At 74.9% G+C, this 19,187-nt stretch carries 13 protein-coding genes; 9 read left to right on the top strand and 4 right to left on the bottom strand.

Going from position 1 to position 19,187, the window contains the following annotated elements; all coding sequences use genetic code 11:
• Positions 1–103 precede the first annotated feature (103 nt).
• On the bottom strand, positions 104–1,519 hold the full coding sequence (gdhA, locus tag ACFWXO_RS06510; protein ID WP_380522590.1) for an NADP-specific glutamate dehydrogenase: 1,416 nt from the start codon (positions 1,517–1,519) through the stop codon (positions 104–106).
• Between the two features lie 300 nt (positions 1,520–1,819).
• On the opposite strand from gdhA, the gene ribA reads away from it, so the two are divergent.
• Positions 1,820–2,449: a GTP cyclohydrolase II gene (gene ribA, locus ACFWXO_RS06505; protein WP_380522589.1), complete on the top strand. Its 630-nt coding sequence runs from the start codon at positions 1,820–1,822 to the stop codon at positions 2,447–2,449.
• Positions 2,450–2,566: 117 nt separating this feature from the next.
• Here the strand turns inward: ribA and ACFWXO_RS06500 are convergent, their stop codons facing one another.
• The 3 genes from ACFWXO_RS06500 to ACFWXO_RS06490 all read right to left on the bottom strand — a co-directional run bounded on the left by ACFWXO_RS06500 (position 2,567) and on the right by ACFWXO_RS06490 (position 9,251).
• On the bottom strand, positions 2,567–5,956 hold the full coding sequence (locus ACFWXO_RS06500) for a hypothetical protein (RefSeq protein ID WP_380522588.1): 3,390 nt from the start codon (positions 5,954–5,956) through the stop codon (positions 2,567–2,569).
• Between the two features lie 216 nt (positions 5,957–6,172).
• Positions 6,173–8,293, bottom strand: a complete 2,121-nt coding sequence (locus ACFWXO_RS06495) for a putative bifunctional diguanylate cyclase/phosphodiesterase (protein ID WP_375885004.1) — start codon at positions 8,291–8,293, stop codon at positions 6,173–6,175.
• 151 nt (positions 8,294–8,444) lie between these two features.
• Positions 8,445–9,251, bottom strand: coding sequence for an SAM-dependent methyltransferase (locus ACFWXO_RS06490; protein WP_375885001.1), 807 nt, complete (start codon positions 9,249–9,251; stop codon positions 8,445–8,447).
• Between the two features lie 158 nt (positions 9,252–9,409).
• Here ACFWXO_RS06490 and ACFWXO_RS06485 point away from each other — a divergent pair, with 158 nt between their 5' ends.
• The 8 genes from ACFWXO_RS06485 (at position 9,410) to ACFWXO_RS06450 (ending at position 19,038) form a co-directional block, all read left to right on the top strand.
• The gene (locus ACFWXO_RS06485; RefSeq protein ID WP_380522587.1) at positions 9,410–9,892 is read left to right on the top strand and encodes an SRPBCC family protein; all 483 of its coding nucleotides are present in this window, start codon (positions 9,410–9,412) and stop codon (positions 9,890–9,892) included.
• Positions 9,889–11,175, top strand: coding sequence for an aminotransferase class I/II-fold pyridoxal phosphate-dependent enzyme (locus tag ACFWXO_RS06480; protein ID WP_380522586.1), 1,287 nt, complete (start codon positions 9,889–9,891; stop codon positions 11,173–11,175). The genes ACFWXO_RS06485 and ACFWXO_RS06480 overlap by 4 nt, the downstream gene beginning before the upstream one ends.
• A 253-nt stretch (positions 11,176–11,428) precedes the next feature.
• Positions 11,429–12,733 carry an ergothioneine biosynthesis glutamate--cysteine ligase EgtA gene (gene egtA / locus ACFWXO_RS06475; RefSeq protein WP_380522647.1) on the top strand — a complete coding sequence of 435 codons (1,305 nt, stop codon included), beginning with the start codon at positions 11,429–11,431 and terminating at the stop codon, positions 12,731–12,733.
• A complete protein-coding gene (gene egtB, locus ACFWXO_RS06470) occupies positions 12,730–14,196 on the top strand; it encodes an ergothioneine biosynthesis protein EgtB (protein ID WP_380522585.1) in 1,467 nt (488 codons plus the stop codon). Before egtA ends, egtB begins: the two co-directional genes overlap by 4 nt.
• Positions 14,196–14,945, top strand: coding sequence for an ergothioneine biosynthesis protein EgtC (gene egtC, locus ACFWXO_RS06465; protein WP_380522584.1), 750 nt, complete (start codon positions 14,196–14,198; stop codon positions 14,943–14,945). The genes egtB and egtC overlap by 1 nt, the downstream gene beginning before the upstream one ends.
• Positions 14,946–14,990: 45 nt before the next feature.
• Positions 14,991–15,962: an L-histidine N(alpha)-methyltransferase gene (gene egtD / locus ACFWXO_RS06460; protein WP_380522583.1), complete on the top strand. Its 972-nt coding sequence runs from the start codon at positions 14,991–14,993 to the stop codon at positions 15,960–15,962.
• Between the two features lie 168 nt (positions 15,963–16,130).
• Positions 16,131–17,555 (top strand): sugar porter family MFS transporter, encoded by a 1,425-nt coding sequence (locus ACFWXO_RS06455; protein ID WP_375884984.1) that lies wholly within the window; start codon positions 16,131–16,133, stop codon positions 17,553–17,555.
• A gap of 379 nt (positions 17,556–17,934) precedes the next feature.
• The gene (locus ACFWXO_RS06450) at positions 17,935–19,038 is read left to right on the top strand and encodes a nitric oxide synthase oxygenase (RefSeq protein WP_380522582.1); all 1,104 of its coding nucleotides are present in this window, start codon (positions 17,935–17,937) and stop codon (positions 19,036–19,038) included.
• The last annotated feature ends 149 nt before the right edge of the window (positions 19,039–19,187 follow it).

Genomic DNA, 19,187 nt, shown 5'->3' with positions numbered 1-19,187 from the left:
CCCGCCACACCAGCCCCCCCCCGTCGCCGCCCCCCCCCCCCTCGCGGGCCCCGCGCGGGCGCGCGGCGCGCCGCGCCCCCCCCCCCTCGCCGGGTGACCGGCCTCAGACCAGGCCCTGGGCCAGCATCGCGTCCGCGACCAGTTCGAAGCCCGCGATGTTCGCGCCCACCACGTAGTCGCCCGGGTGCCCGTAGCGCTCGGCGGTGGTGTGGCAGGAGTCGTGGATGTGCTTCATGATCCCGGCGAGCCGCTGCTCGGTGTGCTCGAAGGTCCAGGAGTCGCGGGAGGCGTTCTGCTGCATCTCCAGCGCGCTGGTCGCGACGCCGCCCGCGTTGGCCGCCTTGCCCGGCCCGAAGGCCACCCCGGCCTCCTGGAAGACCCGCACCGCCTCGGGGGTGGTGGGCATGTTGGCGCCCTCGGCGACGGCCAGCACCCCGTTACGGACCAGGGCGAGCGCGTCGGCCTCGGTCAGCTCGTTCTGGGTGGCACAGGGCAACGCCACGTCGGCGGGCACGCTCCACACGCCCGGGCCCTCGACGAACCGCACGTGGCTGCCGCGCAGTTCGGCGTACTCGAAGATCCGTCCGCGCCGGACCTCCTTGACCTCCTTGAGCAGGTCGAGGTCGATGCCCTTCTCGTCCACCACGTAGCCGGAGGAGTCGGAGCAGGTCAGCACCGTCGCGCCGAGCTGCTGGGCCTTCTCGATCGCGTACACGGCCACGTTGCCGGAGCCGGAGACGAGCACCCGGCGCCCGTCCAGGCCGTCGCCGCGGCTGGCCAGCATCTCGGCGGTGAACAGGACGCAGCCGTAGCCGGTGGCCTCGGTGCGGACCTGCGCGCCGCCCCAGCCGAGGCCCTTGCCGGTCAGCACGCCGGCCTCGTAGCGGTTGGTGATCCGCTTGTACTGGCCGAACAGGTAGCCGATCTCCCGGCCGCCGACGCCGATGTCACCGGCCGGCACGTCGGTGTGCTCGCCGAGGTGCCGGTGCAGCTCGGTCATGAAGGACTGGCAGAACCGCATGATCTCGGCGTCCGAACGGCCCTTGGGGTCGAAGTCGGAGCCGCCCTTGCCGCCGCCGATCGCCAGCCCGGTGAGCGCGTTCTTGAAGATCTGCTCGAAGCCGAGGAACTTGACGATCCCGAGGTTCACCGAGGGGTGGAACCGCAGGCCGCCCTTGTACGGGCCGAGGGCGCTGCTGAACTCGACCCGGAAGCCGCGGTTGACGTGGATGTCGCCGGAGTCGTCCGTCCACGGCACCCGGAACATCAGCTGGCGCTCGGGTTCGCAGATCCGCTCGATGATCCGGGCGTCGAGGAGCTCGGGGCGGTGGGCGAGCACCGGGGCGAGGGTCTCCAGCACCTCGTGGACGGCCTGATGGAACTCGGTCTCGCCCTTGTTGCGGCGGACCACGTCCGCGTAGAGCGATTCGATCGCGCGCTGCTCGGCGTCGAGGCGGGGCCGGTCGGCGGCGGGAGCGGCGGAGGCGGCGGAGGGAGTGGTGGCGCGGCTCGTGGGCATCTGATCAGGACCTTCCGTGGTCGTCGGTGGTCGTGCGCGAGGCGTTCCCGTGCCCAGGAAACGGGACGAAGTGTCGCAGTGTCCATGCCTCGGGTCCCATCCCTTCCACATGCTGGACCGCCGTACGGGAACAGCGGGGGCGGGCGGGGTGTTGTTCGCCTCCGTAGTCGCCGCGGTCACCGGCAGTAAGCAGTTGTTCAAATTGGAACGACCGAGTACGGTCGACATCCGACCCGCCCCGATCCGTCCGGATCCGGAGCGGTTCACCCCGGTCCACCCCCGATCGACGGAGGCCCCACCATGCCTCAGCCCGGCTCCGCCACGGTGCGCTCGCACGTGCGCATCCCGCTGACCTTCCCGGACGGCTACCGCGCCGATGCGGAGGTCTCCACCTTCCACGGCCTCGCCGACGGCGCCGAACACCTCGCGCTCGCCCTCGGCACCGTCCCGGCCGGCGGAACCCCCCTGGTGCGGCTGCACTCCGAGTGCCTGACCGGCGACGTCTTCGGCTCGGACCGCTGCGACTGCGGCCCGCAGCTGCGCGAATCGGTGGAGCGGATCAGCGAGGCCGGCGGCTACCTGCTCTACCTCCGCCAGGAGGGCCGGGGCATCGGCCTCTACAACAAGCTGGACGCCTACGCCCTCCAGGACTCCGGCCTGGACACCTACGACGCCAACACCGCGCTGGGCCTGCCCGAGGACGGCCGGGACTACACCGCGGCCGCCCAGATGCTCACCGCGCTCGGCGTCGACGACGTCGACCTGCTGAGCAACAACCCGGACAAGGCCGCCCAGTTGGCCGGGCTCGGGATCACCGTCCGCCGTCGGGTGCCGACCGGCGTCCACCTGTCCGCGAGCAACGTCCGCTACCTGACCGCGAAGGTGGAGCGGACCGGGCACTCGATCGAGCTCTCCCGACTGGTCGGCTGACCACCGCGATCGGCGCGGGCGGGTCGGCACGGCCCGGACGGCCCGGGCGGCGCGGTCGGGACGCTGCGAACCGGGCGGGGCAAACCGGACGGCGCGCCCCCGGGCCGGACGGGGCCGTCAGCCGACGCCGCCCCGCCCCCGGGCCCGCGCCGCCCGCAGCACCCCGTACGCCGCCAGCGGCAGCGCCACCAGCAGCGCGGCCCAGAAGGCGCCGTGCCCCCACCAGCCCGCGACCGCGCCGAACAGCCCCTCGAACACCGGGATCCGCAGCGCCTCCACCGGCCCCAGCGCCCCGGGCCACGCGCCCAGGAACAGGGTGCCGAGGATCCAACCGACCAGCAGCACCCGGGCGGTGACCAGCGTGCCCAGGGTGCTCAGCAACGACACCGCGGCCAGCAGGACGACGAACCCCGCCTGGTAGGCCGCACCGGTCTGCCCCGTGCCCCAGGACTCCGGCGTGCGGTGCGGGCCGGTGGCCGCGAGCCGCACCTCGACCGCCGCCCACAGCAGCAGGACCAGCACCCCGGTACCGGTGAGCGCGAACCGCAGCCGGTCCCGGGTGCCGGCCCGGCCCGGCCGCCACGCCCCGGCGACCTCCGTCCCCGCCCTCGCGCCCGCTCCCGCACCCGTCCCCGTCCTCGCGCCCGTACCGGAACCCGTCCCGGAGCCCGTCCCGGCACCCGCCACCCGGGCGGCCCGCGCGGCCCGCCGGTCGAGGTCCCGCCAGGCCTCCCGCACCTGCCGCCGGGCCCGCTGGGCGGGCCTCAGCAGCCGGTTGGCCCCCCGTTCGATCAGCACCACGGCCACCACGACCGCCACCACCACCGCGATCCCGGCCCAACTCCCCATCCCGCCCTCGAACATGACCACCCGCTCGGCCACCGGCCGCGGCGCCTCCACCGCCGTCATCGGCGGTCCGAGCCGCAGGTAGCCGATCGCGAGCGCGCCCACCCCGGCCAGCAGCGCCGTACCGAGGCCGACCGGGGCCGGGAAGAAGGCGAGCACGGCGGCCGCCACGAAGGCCGCCCCCAGCTTCCCGACCACCTGCTCGGCCGCCTGCCGCCCGGCGAGGTGCAGCGGCCCGCCGAACAGGTCCGGCGAGAGGTCGAGCCCGTGACCGGCCTCGACCGGGTAGCGCAGCACCGCTCCCGCCCACAGCAGCAGCCCGAGGCCCACCACCAGCAGGGCCACCGCCGCCACCCGGCGCGGCAGCATGGTGCGGGCGTACGGCCACCAGAGCCGCAGCCGGGCCGCCCGGTCCACCGGCGGCCGCCGGCGCCGCTCCCCCCACAGCCGCTCCGCCCAGAGCCGGGCCGCCCGCCCGGGCCGCGCACCGCCCTCCCGCAGCGCCCCCGGTTCCGGTTCGGGCCGCTCCGCCCGGCCCCGGCCGCGCCGCCGCACCGCCTCCGCGGCCACCAGCGCCGCCCGCCCCGCGACCTGGTCCGGGTCGGCGCCCACCGCCCGCCGCCGCAGCGCCGACCAGCGCCGCCGCACCACGTCCCGCGGGGTGGCCGCCGCCGGGTCGGGCGCCGGCCGCCGGGCCGCCGAGCGCGCCGACGTACGGGCCCCGGCGCCGACCGTCAGCGCCCCGTCCACCACCGCCGACGCGACCAGCGCGGCCAGCTCCGACACCCGTACCGGCAGCGGCAACCGGTGCAGCGCGGCGGGCAGCGGGGACAGCCGGCCGAGCAGCCGGTACCGCTCCTCCGGACGGATGCTCAGCCAGACCGCCAGCCGGTGCGCCTCCTCCCGCTCCTCGGGGCTGAGGCCGCCGTCACCGCGCCGGCCGCCGCCGACCGTCCGGGCCGTGCGCTCCACCTCGGCGAGCACGTCCGGGAGCGCGGCGAGGGCGAGCAGCCGGGAGCAGTGCTCGCCGGAGCACTCGGGGTGGAAGCAGTGGTAGCGCGCGGCGACGGCCGGGGCACCGCCGCGGACCAGTTCGTCGATGAACGCGGCGCCGTCCGGCTCGGTGGCGACGCGTTCCAGCCCGGCCGGGTCGACCGGCCGGTCACGGTAGTGCGGGACGGCTCCCGGTGCGAAGGCGGCGCCGAGGGCGAGCACCGCGACGCCGGCCACCGCCTCGCGCCGGGAGCCGGGGGCGCGGACCACGTCGGTGAGGTAGTGGAGGTCGAACACGGAGTCCTTGACCTCGTCGCGCAGCCAGTCGCGCAGCCGCTCCGCCCCGACCGCCGCGAGCCAGCGCGCCGCCGCACCGGAGTTGCGCAGCAGCACCTCGGTGAGCCGGACCGGGTCGGTGAACGGGTCGCCCAGGAAGGTGATCGGCCGCAGGGCCTGCGGGCGGCGCCGGATCACCGCCGGGCTGCCGCCGGCCAACCAGCTGCGGACCTCCGCAGCAGTCCAGCGGTCCTCCGGCTTCTTGGTGAACAGGCCCTGGAGTAGGAGCAGTTGACGCCGGTCGGAGACGGCGGAGAGGTCCACCTCCTCGCCCATGACGAGTTCCAGCTCCAGGTCGTGGTCGGCCGCCCGCTCGCCGTCCGCCCCGACGAACCGGGGCCGGCCGACGAACAGTTCGTACAGCACGTTGCCGAGCCCCCACCAGGGCCCGGCCTCGTGGTTCTTGCCGGCCAGCTGCTCGGGGGCCATGTAGGCGACGGTGACCATCATCGTGGAGGTGAACCGGCGGCTGTCGGTGAGCCGGTCGACGCCGCCGAAGTCGGCGATCACGAACTCCCCGGGGCCGCGGCCGGGGCGCACCAGGATGTTGACCGGCTTGAAGTCCAGCGGGTTGCGCTGGATCCGCCGCTGCCAGAACTCCAGCAGCGAGACCAGCTCGTAGACGATCTGCTCGGTGGTCCGCGGGTCGGCGTGGGCACCGCCGCGGCGCAGCGCGGCGACGTGCGCGGAGAGGGTGACGGGCAGGTACTCCATCGCCACCCAGTCGACCGGCACGCCGTGGTGGCGGACCCGCCCGTAGTCGATCAGGTGCGGGACGTGCCGGCGGAAGCCGTCGTTGCGCAGGTGGGCGAGCAGGTCGTGGTCCATCCGCTGGCCGCCGACGGCCACCTTGACCGCGGCGTCGGCGCCGCCGTCGGTGCGCCGGACGTACCAGACGGTGCCCTCCGCGCCGGCGCCCGCCCTGCCCAGCGGGGTGAAGCGGTCCAGCAGGGCCTCGGGGAAGTCGTCCTCGAAGGGGCCGCCCGTGGGCCCGGGTGCGGGCGCGGGCCCGGCCGCGGGTGCGGGTGCGGGTCCGCCGCCCGGCGCGGGCCCCGGGCCGATGTTGTCCTGCCAGGACGGGCCGCCGGCCGCGGAGCGCGGTCGGCGCACCTCGGTGGCGGCCTCCGGATCGTGGCGGACCTCCTCCGCGGCCCGGTCCCGGGCTCCGCCCCGCCCGCGCCGCGGGTCCCACGACCCCCGGAACCGGGTGCCCCGCTCCCGGGAGCCCCAGTCGACCCTGGTCCGCGGCGACTCCTCCGGCCGCCCCCGGCGCCCGTCCCCCTCGCCCGGACCGCCCGGACCGCCCGGACCGGAGCCCTCCGTTGCGCCCATCACGGCGTACCCCTCCCCCGATCCCCGGGGCCGGTGCGGAGGCGTTGACCACGGGCGCACCGGTGCCGGGTGGTGATTTTGACGCGCCATCATCCCGCATACCGGGCAGGGCCGCAGGGCGGTTTCCGGATCGGTTCCGAGACGGTTCCGGAACCCGTGCGCGCGGAGGTGGGAGCCGAGCCGGGAGCTGCCGGGCCCACCCCTCCCCGGGCGGGTTCACCCCTCCTCGACCGGGCGCCCCTCCGGCTCCTCGACGATCCGGCGGGCGATCTCCTCGGGCCGCACCGGGCGGCCGAAGTGCCAGCCCTGCGCCCAGTCGCAGCCCATCCCGCGCAGCCGCTCGGCGTCCTTGCGGGTCTCCACGCCCTCGGCGGTGACGTTCAGGCCGAGTGTGTGCGCCATCGACACCAGGCCGCTGACGATGCGCCACCCGGTGGCGCCGTCCTTCGCCGGGTCGTGCAGGTCGCCGACGAAGGACCCGGCGATCTTGAGCCCGGAGACCGGCAGGTCGCGCAGGTAGGAGAGGTTGGACCAGCCGGTGCCGAAGTCGTCCACCGCCAGCGACACCCCGAGATCGACCAGCCCGTGCAGGGTGCGCAGCGCCTCGTCCTCGGGGCCGACCACCGTCGACTCGGTGATCTCCAGCTGCAGCCGGGCCGGGTCGAGTCCGGTGCCGTCCAGGATCCGGCCGAGGTCGGTGACCAGCGCGGCGCTGCGCGCCTGCCGCACCGCCAGGTTGACGTTCAGCTGCGGCGCGGCGTCGCCGTAGTGCTTGATCCAGTCCGCGGCCTGGCCGCAGGCCTGCTCCAGCACCCAGCGGCCGAGCGGCATGATCAGCCCGGTCTCCTCGGCGGTGGTGACGAACTCGTCCGGGCCGAGCACCCCGAGCTGCGGGTGGCGCCAGCGCACCAGCGCCTCCACGGCGGCCATCCGGCCGTCGGCGAGACGGTAGAGCGGCTGGTAGTCGATGAAGAACTCGCCGCGGTCGAGGGCGGCCGGCATCCGCACCGAGACCGCGTAGCGGCTGACCGCGCGGGCGTTCTCCTTGGGGTCGAACAGCGTCCAGCGGCCGCGGCCGGCCTCCTTGGCGCGGTACAGCGTCAGGTCGGCGGCCCGGACGGCGGCGCCGGGGGTGGTGGTGGAGACCCTCCGCTCCAGCACGCCGACGCTGGCGCCGACGGCGAGCTTGTGGTCACCGATGAGCACCGGCCCGGCCAGGGCCTTGAGCACGGTCTTGGCGGCGGCCACCGCCTCCTGCTCGCCGCGGCAGTTCTCCAGCAGCACCACGAACTCGTCGCCGCCGAGCCGGGCGACCAGGTGGCCGAGCGGGGTGAGGGCGGCCTTGAGCCGGGCGGCGACGGCGGACAGCAGCTGGTCGCCCATGTCGTGGCCGAGGCTGTCGTTGACCACCTTGAAGCCGTCGAGGTCGACGTAGCAGAGGCCGAAGCGGGCGCCCGGCTCCGGCTCGTCGAAGACCTTCTCCAGCCGCTCGAAGAAGGCGGCGCGGTTGGGCAGGCCGGTGAGCGGGTCGTGGGTGGCCTGGTGGCGCAGCCGCTCCTGGAGCCGGTAGCGGTCGGTGACGTCCTCCAGCATCGCGACCTGGTACTGCGGGACCCCGTCGTCGTCACGGATCAGCGAGACCGTCAGGTGGGTCCAGACCACCTCCCCGTCCTGCCGGTAGTACGGCTTGTCGAACTGGAAGTACTCCCGCTTGCCGCTGATCAGCTCCTCGTACGCCTCCCAGACGCCCGGGGTGTCCTCGGGGTGGACGAGGTCGTCGACCCGGCGCCCGACCATGTCCCCCGGCCCGGCGCCGAACAGCTCCTGCACGGCCTTGTTGACCGCGAGGATGGTGCCGTCGGTGTCACCGATCGCGATGCCGATCGCGGCGCTCTCGAACAGGGCGCGGAAGCGGGCCTCGGAGGCGCGCAGCGCGCGTTCGGCCTCCTTGCGGGCGGCGTCGGCGGCGGTGCGGATGGCCTCCTGCTCGCGCAGCGTGCGCTCGCGCAGGGCGTTCGCCCAGCCCGCCGCGAAGGCGCCGGTGAGGGCGGGGCCGCGGCCGTCGTGGAGCGGCTGGGCCTGGAGCAGTTCGACGGCGCGGGCGAGCAGCACCGGGTCGGTGAAGTGCCCGTCGACCAGTTCGGCACCGGCCCGGGAGGCCAGCCGGGGCTCGAAGGGGTCGTTCTGCTGGGCCCGGTGCAGCAGCGCGGCGGTGCGCGCGACCAGCCGGCCGAGCAGGCCGGGGTGGACGGCGATGCCGTGGTCGGCGGAGAGCAGCCGGGACCAGTCCTCGTGGAACCGCTCCGCGTCGCCGCCCGGCGGGGTCGCGCCGCTCACCGGAGCGTCCCGACGGCGCTGCTCGTCGCGGCGGAGGCCGGGGCGTCGGGGGTCACAGCGGCGGGGCTCACGGCGGCGCTGGGCAGGGCCGGGCGTCCGGCGGCCGCCGCACGGGGCGTGCGGGCGTCGGCTGCTCTCCCGGCGCGACCGCTCAAGGGCGGAACCCCACGCCCGCCACCCCGGCGATCCGCTCGGGGTGCTCGCCGACCGTGCCCGGCTGGTCGGGGCGCCACTGCGGCAGGTGCACCACGCCCGGTTCGACCAGCTCGAAGCCGTCGAACATCGCGGTGACCTGGTCGCGGGTGCGCATGGTCAGCGGGGTCGGGGTCATCCGGTAGAGCTTCTGGTGGTCCTCGGCCTGGTCCGGGCGGGCCTCCAGGGAGGCGTGCGAGAGGACCAGCGCGCTGCCGGCGGGGAGGCGGTCGCGGACCGCGGCGATCAGCTTCCAGGGGTCCTCGTCGTCGCTGACGAAGTGGGCGACGGCCACCAGCAGGACGGCCACCGGCTCGTCGCCGGCCAGCAGGGCGGACACCTCGGGGCGGTCCAGCAGGTCCTCGATGTCGCGCAGGTCGGCCTGGACGACGGCGCTGTGCGGGTCCTCCTCCAGCAGCAGGCGGCTGTGGGCGACGGCGACCGGGTCGCGGTCGACGTAGACCACCTCGGCCCCCGGGCGGATCGCCCGGGCGATCTCGTGCACGGCGCCGAAGGTCGGGATGCCGGAGCCGATGTCCAGGAAGCGGCTGATGCCCTGCTCGGCGAGGAAGGCCACGGCGCGGCGCAGGAAGGCCCGGTTGGAGCGCATGATCTGGGGCAGTTCGGGCCACAGGGCCATCGCCCGGCGGGCCATCTCCCGGTCGACCTCGAAGTTGTGGGAGCCCCCGAGGTAGTAGTCGTAGACCCGCGCGGCGTTCGGTTTGTCCAGGTCCATACCTTCCGGTACCCAGCTCGGTCGCCGCATGCCTGTGACTCCTTCACTCCGGATCCGGGGGCGCAGCGCCGGGAGGTGCTGCCGTGACTGATGAGACTACAAGCACACAAGATCCTCCCTTGCACCCCGAACGGGTGCAAGCGGACTGCACCCTTCCTCGCGGACGGCGCTCTCCCTAGGGTGGAGCCGTGGATCCCAACCACTACCGCTTCCGGGGCGAGTGGCGCCTCGCGGCACCGGCCCCGGCGGTGTACGCGGCGCTGGCGGACGTGCGGAGCTATCCGCTGTGGTGGCCGGAGGTCCGCGCGGCCCGGGAGACCGGTGCGGGGTCCGGCGAGGTGGTGCTCCGGGCGCTGCTGCCGTACCGGCTGGTGATCGGGCTGGAGGCCCGGCGGCGCGACCCGGCGGCCGGGGTGCTGGAGGCGGCGATGCGGGGCGACCTGGTCGGCTGGTCGCGGTTCACCGTGACGGCGGACGGACCGGGCGGTACGCGGTGCCGGGTGCTCTTCGAGGAGGACGCCCGCCCCGCCAAGCCCCTGCTGCGACGCCTCGCCCTGCCGCTGCACCCGCTGTTCCGGGCCAACCACGCGGTGATGATGTGCCGGGGAGGCCGCGGACTGGCGGCGTACCTGGCGGGTGACGACGGCGGACGAAGGACGGCGAACAGATGACAGATGACAGATTTCAGCGAACAGATTTCAACTTTCGACATCTGTCAGCTGTCAGTTGTTCGCCGGACTCCGGCAGCGACCCCGACTCCGGACGCGACCCCGGCCGCAACCCTCACCCCGGCTCCGGCCCCGGCTCCGGCTCCGCGTTCGGCTTCGACGCCCCCTTCGACCGCACCGGCACCGGCAGCAGCAAGTGGGCCCGGGCCGCCGCCCCCGGCGTGATCCCGATGGGCCTGGCGGACATGGACCTCCCCGGTCCGCCCGCCGTCGCCGAGGCCCTGGCCCGGCGCGCCCGCCACCCCGCCTACGGGTACACCGTCTGCGATCCGGCCGGGCGGACCCTGGTCGCCGACTGGTACCGCGCCCGGCACGGCGTCGAGGTCGACCCGGACTGGGTCCTGCTGCTCCCCTGCGGCCCGCGCACCGCGCTGCGCCTGCTCCTGGAGACCGTCCGGACGGGGACCGCGGACCAGCAGGCCCCCGTCCTCTTCCCCACCCCCGAGTGGGGCGGCTTCGCCCAGCTCTGCCGCGCGGCCGGCCTCCCGTACCGCGAGCTGCCGCTGCGCCCCTCCCCCACCGGCTACCGCTCCCCGGGCGGCCCACTTCCCCGCCCCGCGTCCGCCGTCCTGCTGAGCAACCCCCACAACCCCTCCGGCACGGTGTGGCACACCGGGTACCTGAGCGGGCTGGCCGGGTGGGCCGCGGAGGCGGGCGCCCTGCTGGTCTCGGACGAGGTCCACGGCGACCTCACCCACCCCGGCCGGGCCCACCCCGTCGCCGTGACCACCGCCGACCCGGCGCACCGGCACGCCGTCGTCACCCTGAATTCGGTCGGCAAGACCTTCAACTGCTCGGGCATTCCCAGCAGTTGGGCCCTCGTACCGGACCCGGCACTGCGCGCCCGGCTGACCGACACCCTGGCCGGCTACGGCCTCTGGGAGGGCGGCCTGCTGGAGCAGACCGTGCAGCGGGCCGCGCTCGGCGAGGGCGGCCCGTGGCTGGACGCGCTGCTGGCGCACCTCGCCGCCGCCCGCGCCCGGCTCACCGAGCGGCTCGGCCCCGCCGTCCGCTCCGTCCCGCGGGCCTCGTACCTGCTCTGGCTGGACGCCGCCGCCCTCGGCCTGCCGCCCACCGGCGCCCGCGCCGCGCTGCTGGAGCGCTGCGGCCTGGAGGCCTCCGACGGCGCCGAGTTCGGCCCGGGCGGCGCGGGTTCGCTGCGCCTCAACTACGCCCTGCCGGGCCCGGTGCTGGACACCGTCCTGCAGCGCCTGGACCGCCTGTGACCGGGGCACGTGCCCCGGCCGGGCAGCCCTCCCCGGAGCCCCCGAGAACCCCGCATTCACCCGATCGCCATGGCCCTGACCTGCGAAAACGAACATTCACGCGATATTTGCGAAGCGCCCCCGCATGCTCCGTAGCAGACTGGGCAAAGTAGACCGGGCCGCAATCGTGATCCCGAGGATGGTGAGTCCGGTGATACCGACGTCCCGCACCACTCCGCCCGACCGGCAGAGCGCAGCACCGCCCCCGACGGGGGTGACCCCGTTGACCGAATCGGGGGCGCGCAGCCACGTGTCGGGCGTCTGCTTCAAGATCGGACCGCCCCGCCTGGTGGGGGTCGAGGTCGAGTGGTTCGTCCATGACGACCGATGTCCCGGCCGGCCGGTTCCTCCCGAACTGCTCCACGCCGCGCTGGAATCGCTGCCCCTGGGCGGCGCCGACGGCACCTCGCTCCCCTCCGGTTCGCGCCTCACGCTCGAACCCGGCGGACAGGTCGAGCTCAGCTCCCCGCCCGCCACCGGCCTGCTGGCCTGCGTCGACGACACCCGACGCGATCTGACCGCCCTGCGGGCCGCCTTCGCGGCGCAGGGCCTGCGCCTCACCGGCACCGGGACGGACCCGCTCGCCCGCCCCCGACGGATGGTGTTGGACCACCCCCGCTACCTCGCGATGGAGCGCTTCTTCGACTCGGCCGGGCCCTGGGGCCGGGTCATGATGACCGGTACCGCGTCCGTCCAGGTGTGCCTGGACGCCGGTGACGCGGCCGGCCCGCACGCGGTCGAGCGGCGCTGGCAGCTGGTCCACCGGCTCGGCCCGGTGCTGGTCGCCGCCTTCGCCAACTCCCCGCTCCTGGACGGGAAGCCGACCGGCCACCGGTCCACCCGGCAGACCGTCTGGTCCCGGATGGACCCGACCCGCACCCTGGCCCCCGAGCCGGACCACGGCGACCCGCGCGAGGCCTGGGCGCAGTACGTGCTGGACGCCGAAGTCCTGTGCGTGCGAAGGCCGGAGGGGCGGCCCTGGACCGCCCCGCCCGGCCTGACCTTCCGCGACTGGACCCGCGGCGCGGGCGAACGCCCGCCCACACTGGCCGACTTGGAGTACCACTGCACCACCCTGTTCCCCCCGGTGCGCCCGCGCGGCCACCTGGAGCTGCGGATGATCGACGCCCAGCCCGGTGACGGCTGGGTGGTGCCCACCGCCCTGGTCACCGCGCTGCTGGACGACCCGGTGGCCGCCGACACCGCACTCGCCGCGCTGGAACCGCTCGACGCCGCCGACCGGCGGGAGGGCGCCGCCGATGCGCGCCCGCCGCGCAGCGGGGTCTGGCGCCGCGCCGCCACCCTGGGCGTCGCCGACCCCGAGCTGCGCCGCGCCGCCCTCACCTGCTTCGCCGCCGCCGACGCCGCGCTGGGCCGCCTGCCCGGCGCCGGGCGGCTGCGCGCCACCGTCGCCGAGTTCGCCGAGCGCTACCCCGCGCGCGGCCGCTGCCCGGCCGACGACCAGCTGGACGCCCTGCGCTCCGGCACCCGACGCACTCCCCCGGAGGAGGCATCATGACCGACGTCCGACCGCCCGCCACCCCGGGCACCGATCCCACCCCCGGGAGCGATCCCACCCCCGGCATCGATCCCACCCGCGGGACCGAGGCCCTGCGCGAGAGCATCGCCGCCGAACTGCTGGCCGCCCGCGCCCGGACCGCCGCGCTGACCGACTGCGTCGAGGACACCGACCTCACCGCCCAGCACTCCCCGCTGATGTCGCCGCTGGTCTGGGACCTCGCGCACATCGGCAACCAGGAGGAGCTGTGGCTGCTGCGCAACGTCGGCGGCCGGGACCCGATGCACCCCGAGATCGACCCGCTGTACGACGCGTTCGAGCACCCCCGGGCCGAGCGCCCCAGCCTGCCGCTGCTCCCGCCGGCCGAGGCCCGCGCGTACGCCCACGAGGTGCGCGGCCGGGTGCTGGACCTGCTGGCCGCCAGCCCCCTGGAGGGCGCACCGCTGCTGGACGCCGGGTTCGCCTTCGGGATGATCGCCCAGCACGAGCAGCAGCACGACGAGACGATGCTGATCACCCACCAGCTCCGCCGGGGTGAACCCGCCCTGGCCGCTCCCCCGCCGCCGCCCGCGCCCGCCGACGCCGCCACCCTGCCCGCCGAGGTCCTGATCCCCGCGGGCCCGTTCACCATGGGCACGGACACCGAGCCGTGGGCCCTGGACAACGAGCGCCCGGCGCACCGCGTCGACCTGCCGGCCTACTTCCTGGACACCACCCCGGTCACCAACGCCGCCTACCAGCGCTTCATCGCCGACGGCGGCTACCACGACCCGCACTGGTGGACCGCGGAGGGCTGGCAGCACAGGCTGCGGGCCGACCTGACCGCCCCGCTGTTCTGGCAGCGGCAGGACGGCCAGTGGCTCCGCCGCCGGTTCGGCGCCGTCGAACCCGTGCCGCCGAACGAGCCGGTGCTGCACGTCAGTTGGTACGAGGCGGACGCGTACGCCCGCTGGGCCGGGCGGCGGCTGCCGACCGAGGCCGAGTGGGAGAAGGCCGCCCGGCACGACCCGGCCACCGACCGGTCGCGGCGCTACCCCTGGGGCGACGGCCCACCCGGCCCCGAGCACGCCAACCTCGGCCAGCGGCATCTGCGACCGGCCGCCGCCGGAAGCTATCCGGCGGGCGAATCACCGTACGGGGTACGGCAGTTGATGGGCGATGTGTGGGAGTGGACGGCCAGCGACTTCCACTCCTACCCGGGGTTCCGGGCCTGGCCGTACAAGGAGTACTCGGAGGTCTTCTTCGGACCCGAGCACAAGGTGCTGCGCGGCGGCTGCTTCGCGGTGGCACCGGTCGCCTGCCGGGGCACCTTCCGCAACTGGGACTACCCCGTCCGGCGGCAGATCTTCTCCGGCTTCCGCACCGCCCGCAGCGCGGAGCACGACGCCCGCGCCCCGGAGCACGACGCCCGCGCCCCGGAGCGCGGCGCCCGCGGCGCGGAGCACGGGCAGGAGGGCGCCTGATGTGCCGTCACATCGCCTACCTGGGCGAGCCGGTGGCACCCCAGGAGCTGCTGGTGCGGCCGCCGTACGCGCTGCACCGGCAGTCCTGGGCGCCGCGCACCCAGCAGTACGGGACGGTCAACGTGGACGGCTTCGGCCTCGGCTGGTACGCGGACGGCGACGAGGTGCCCGCCCGCTACCGCCGGTCCGGGCCGATCTGGGCGGACGCCGGCTTCGCCGACCTCGCCCGGGTGATCCGCACCCGGGCGCTGCTGGCGGCCGTCCGCTCCGCCACCGACGGCTGCGCGGCGGGCGCGGCCGCGGCCGCGCCGTTCGCCGCCGGGCGCTGGCTGTTCAGCCACAACGGGGCGGTGGCCGGCTGGCCCGGGAAGCTGGACGCGCTCGCCGCCCTGCTGCCGCCCGCCGAGCTGCTGGAGCTGGAGGCCCGGAGCGACTCGGCCCTGCTGTGGGCCCTCACCCTGCACCGGCTGCGCCGGGGCGAGAGCCTCGGCGAGGCGCTCGCGGGCACGGTGGCCGACGTCACCGCGCACACCACCGGACGGCTCAACCTGCTGCTCACCGACGGCGCCGCGCTCGCCGCGACCACCTGGGGCGACACCCTGCACCACCGGAGCCTGCCCGGCCTCGGCACGGTGGCGGCCTCCGAGCCGTACGACGACGCCCCGGACTGGACGCCCGTCCCGGAGGGCTCCCTGCTGCTGGCCGACGCCGCGGGCGTCACCGTCCGGCGGCTCCCCAGCCACTACTGACCCTCCACTCTCCCTTCATCTTCTGAACAGAGGAACCACCCTGTCATGGACACATTCGATCTCACCCGACTGCTGCCCGCCGACCACTTCAGCACCGCGCTGCACCACGACGTGCGACACGGACTGACCGCCGACCCCAAGTGGCTGCCGCCGAAGTGGTTCTACGACGCCCGGGGCAGCGAGCTGTTCGAGGAGATCACCCGGCTGCCCGAGTACTACCCGACCCGCGCCGAGCGGGCCATCCTCACCGCCCGGGCCGGCGAGATCGCCGCCGCCACCCGCGCCCGCACCCTGGCCGAGCTGGGCTCCGGCTCCTCCGAGAAGACCCGGCTGCTGCTGGACGCGCTGCGCTCGACCGGCGACCTGGAGACCTACGTCCCGGTGGACGTCAGCGAGAGCGCCCTGGTCGCGGCCGGCACCGCGCTCGCCGCCGAGTACCCCGGGCTGGCCGTGCACGGCGTCCTGGCCGACTTCACCGCCCGCCTCGGCCTGCCCCCGGAGGGCGGCCCCCGGCTGGTCGCCTTCCTCGGCGGCACCCTCGGCAACCTGCTGCCGCAGGAGCGGGCCGGCTTCCTGCGCGGCCTGCGCGCCGCCCTCGACCCGGGCGACTTCCTGCTGCTCGGCACCGACCTGGTCAAGGACCCGGCCGTCCTGGTCGCCGCCTACGACGACGGCGCCGGGGTGACCGCCGAGTTCAACCGCAACGTGCTCAACGTGCTCAACCGCGAGCTGGGCGCCGACTTCGACCCGGAGGCCTTCGAGCACGTCGCGCTCTGGGACCCGGAGCAGGAGTGGATCGAGATGCGGCTGCGCTCGCTGCGCACGCAGACCGTGAAGATCCCGGCCCTGGACCTGCCGGTGCACTTCGACCGGGGCGAGGAGCTGCGCACCGAGGTGTCGGCCAAGTTCCGCCGGGAGCGGGTGGCCGGGGAGCTGGCCGCGGCCGGGCTGCGGCTGACCCACTGGTGGACGGACCCGGAGGGCCGGTTCGGGCTCTCGCTCTCCGCCCCCGCCTGAGCGAGCGAGGAGCGAGCCACCAGCGGGTTACCCCGGAGGCCCCAATTTGCTTGTTCACCTTACGAATTCTCAGAGCAAAACTTGAGCCTCCCCGCCTACAAGGCTTGAACGAATAGGGGTTACGATCTCGGCTACCGAGCTCAGCGTTGAGTACCAGGAGTCAAGATCGTGAGCGTCACCCAGAAGCCCTCCGGGGCGGCCGAGGCCACCGCGCCCGGCCGCCTCGGCTTCGTCGTCTTCATCACCGCCGCAGCGGCCCTCGGCGGCTTCCTCTTCGGCTACGACAGCTCCGTGATCAACGGCGCCGTCTCCGGGATCCAGGGGAAGTTCGGAGTCGGCAGCGGCGAGACCGGCCTGATCGTCTCCTCGGCGCTGCTGGGCTCCGCGGTCGGTGCCGCGCTGGCCGGCCGGTTCGCCGACCGCTACGGCCGGATCAAGGTCATGAAGGCGGGCGCGCTGCTGTTCGCGGTCAGCGCCGTCGGTTCGATGCTGCCGTTCTCCCCCTGGGACCTCGCGCTGTGGCGCGTCCTCGGCGGCGCGGCCATCGGCATCGCCTCGGTGATCGCCCCGACCTACATCGCCGAGGTCGCGCCGACCAAGTACCGCGGCCGGCTGGCCTCCTTCCAGCAGGCCGCCATCGTGCTCGGGATCGCGATATCCCAGCTGGTCAACTGGGTGCTGGCGGACGCCGCCGGCGGTGACACCCGCGGCCGCCTGCTCGGCCTGGAGGCCTGGCAGTGGATGCTCGGCATCTGCGTCGTGCCGGCCGCGGTCTACTTCGTGCTCTCCTCGGTGATCCCGGAGTCCCCCCGCTACCTGATCCAGGCCGAGCGCCTGGACGACGCCCGCAAGGTGCTGGTCGAGGTCGAGGGCGAGGGCATCGACACCGACGCCCGGATCGCCGAGATCCAGTCACTGATCGCCTCCGACCACCGCCCGCGCTTCCGCGACCTGCTCGGCGGCCGCTTCGGCCTGCTCCCGATCATCTGGGTCGGCATCGGCCTGTCGGTGTTCCAGCAGCTGGTCGGCATCAACGTGATCTTCTACTACTCGTCGATCCTGTGGCAGTCGGTCGGCATCGACCAGAGCAACTCGCTGCTGATCAGCTTCATCGGCTCGGTCATCAACATCCTCGGCACCGTGATCGCGATCCTGCTGGTCGACCGGATCGGCCGCAAGCCGCTCGCCCTGATCGGCTCGGCCGGCATGGCCGTCACCCTCGCCGCCGCCGGCTGGGCGTTCTCCTCCGCGACCGGCTCCGGCGACAACGTCACGCTGCCCGACCTCCAGGGCACCGTCGCGCTGATCTCCGCCAACGCCTTCGTGCTGTTCTTCGCGATGTCCTGGGGCGTGGTCGTCTGGGTGATGCTCGGCGAGATGTTCCCGAACCGGATCCGCGCCGCCGCGCTCTCCGTCGCCGCCTCCGCGCAGTGGATCGCCAACTGGGTGATCACCGTGTCGTTCCCGTCGCTCGCGCGCTGGAACCTCTCGGCGACCTACCTGGTGTACGCGGCCTTCGCGGCGCTGTCGCTCGTCTTCGTCGCGAAGTACATGAAGGAGACCAAGGGCGTCCGCCTGGAGGACATGGGCTGACCGAAGCCCCACCAGCCCCACAGGCCCCGCCTTCCGGTCGTACGATCCGACCTTCGGCCCCCGCACCCTAGCGCGCTGAGCGCGGGTGCGGGGGCCGAATCGTTCACTCCCTGCGGTGGGCCGGACACCTCCGGTACTCCTGTTCGCCAGGAGGGATGTGTCCTTGATCTTCAACCGGCTCCGCACCCGCAGAACAGCCACCGCCCCGAGCGGCGGCTGTCCGTACGCCCACGCGCACCCCGCGCCGGACTTCGCACCACCCGTACCGCCGACCCCCGGACCGGGGCTGCGGCCGGACCCGGCCCCGGACCCACGGCTGACCCCGCAACAGACTTCGGAGCGGACTTCGGAGCCGGCACCGGCGCCGCAACTGCCGCCCGTGCCAACGCCGTTCACCGACCCCGGGCAGGCTGCCGAGTTCGTCCGGCAGTTCCACCGCGAGCAGCCCACCGCCGGCGGCCCGGGGCCGAGGCTGCGCGCCGTCCGGGAGGAGATCGACCGCACCGGCAGCTACCACCACACCCCCGCCGAACTCGCCTACGGCGCCAAGCTCGCCTGGCGCAACGCCGCCCGCTGCATCGGCCGGCTGTACTGGCGCAGCCTGGTGGTCCGCGACCTGCGCCACCTGTCCGACCCCGACGACATCGCCGCCGAGTGCTTCGAGCACCTCCGGCTGGCGGGCAACGGCGGCCGGATCCGCCCGGTGGTCTCGGTGTTCGCCCCCGACCGCCCGGACCGCCCGGCCCCGCGGATCCTCAACCAGCAGCTGGTCCGCTACGCCGGGCACCGGGTCGACGGCGATGTGGTCGGCGCCGTGGTCGGCGACCCGGCGGGCGCCGAACTCGCCGCGCGGGCCCGCGAACTCGGCTGGAAGTGCGCCGAGGACCGCTTCGAGGTGCTGCCGCTGCTGCTCCAGGAAAGCCCCGAGGCGCGCCCGCGCTGGTACGGCCTGCCGGACGACACCACCCTGGAGGTGCCGCTCAGCCACCCCGAGCACGCCTGGTTCGCCGACCTCGGGCTGCGCTGGTACGCGGTGCCCGCGATCAGCGACATGACGCTGGAGATCGGCGGCGTCCGCTACCCCACCGCGCCGTTCAACGGCTGGTACATGGGCACCGAGATCGGCGCCCGCAACCTGGCCGACGCCGACCGCTACGACATGCTCGGCACCGTCGCCGAAGGGCTGGGCCTGGACACCTCCAGCGAGCGCACGCTCTGGCGCGACCGCGCCCTGGTCGAGCTCAACCTCGCGGTGCTGCACTCCTTCCAGGAGGCCGGGGTGACGATCGCGGACCACCACACGGAGTCGGCGCGCTTCCTCAAGCACGTCGCCCAGGAGCAGCGCCTCGGCCGCCCGACCCCGGCGGACTGGAGCTGGATCGTGCCCCCGGTCTCCGGCGGGCTGACCCCGGTCTACCACCGGTACTACGACCCGGTGGACCCGGAGCAGCGGCCGGCCTTCCTGGCCCGCGAGCCCTGGTGACCAGGGCGGCCGCCCCGACGGCGCCGGACACCCCGGCCCGGCCGGTCGCCCGCGACTAGGGCCTGTCCGGCGGATCTTGGCAGATCAGCGCGCGGCGTTGGGCGCCCGGCTGGGCGTGCGCCCGAGTCGGCCTCGTACTGGACGTACTT

This window comes from Kitasatospora sp. NPDC059088, from assembly GCF_042738155.1.
Classification (GTDB): Bacteria; Actinomycetota; Actinomycetes; order Streptomycetales; family Streptomycetaceae; genus Kitasatospora.
Note: the sequence above shows the minus strand (reverse complement) of the source record. Positions and strands in the feature narration are given on the sequence as shown.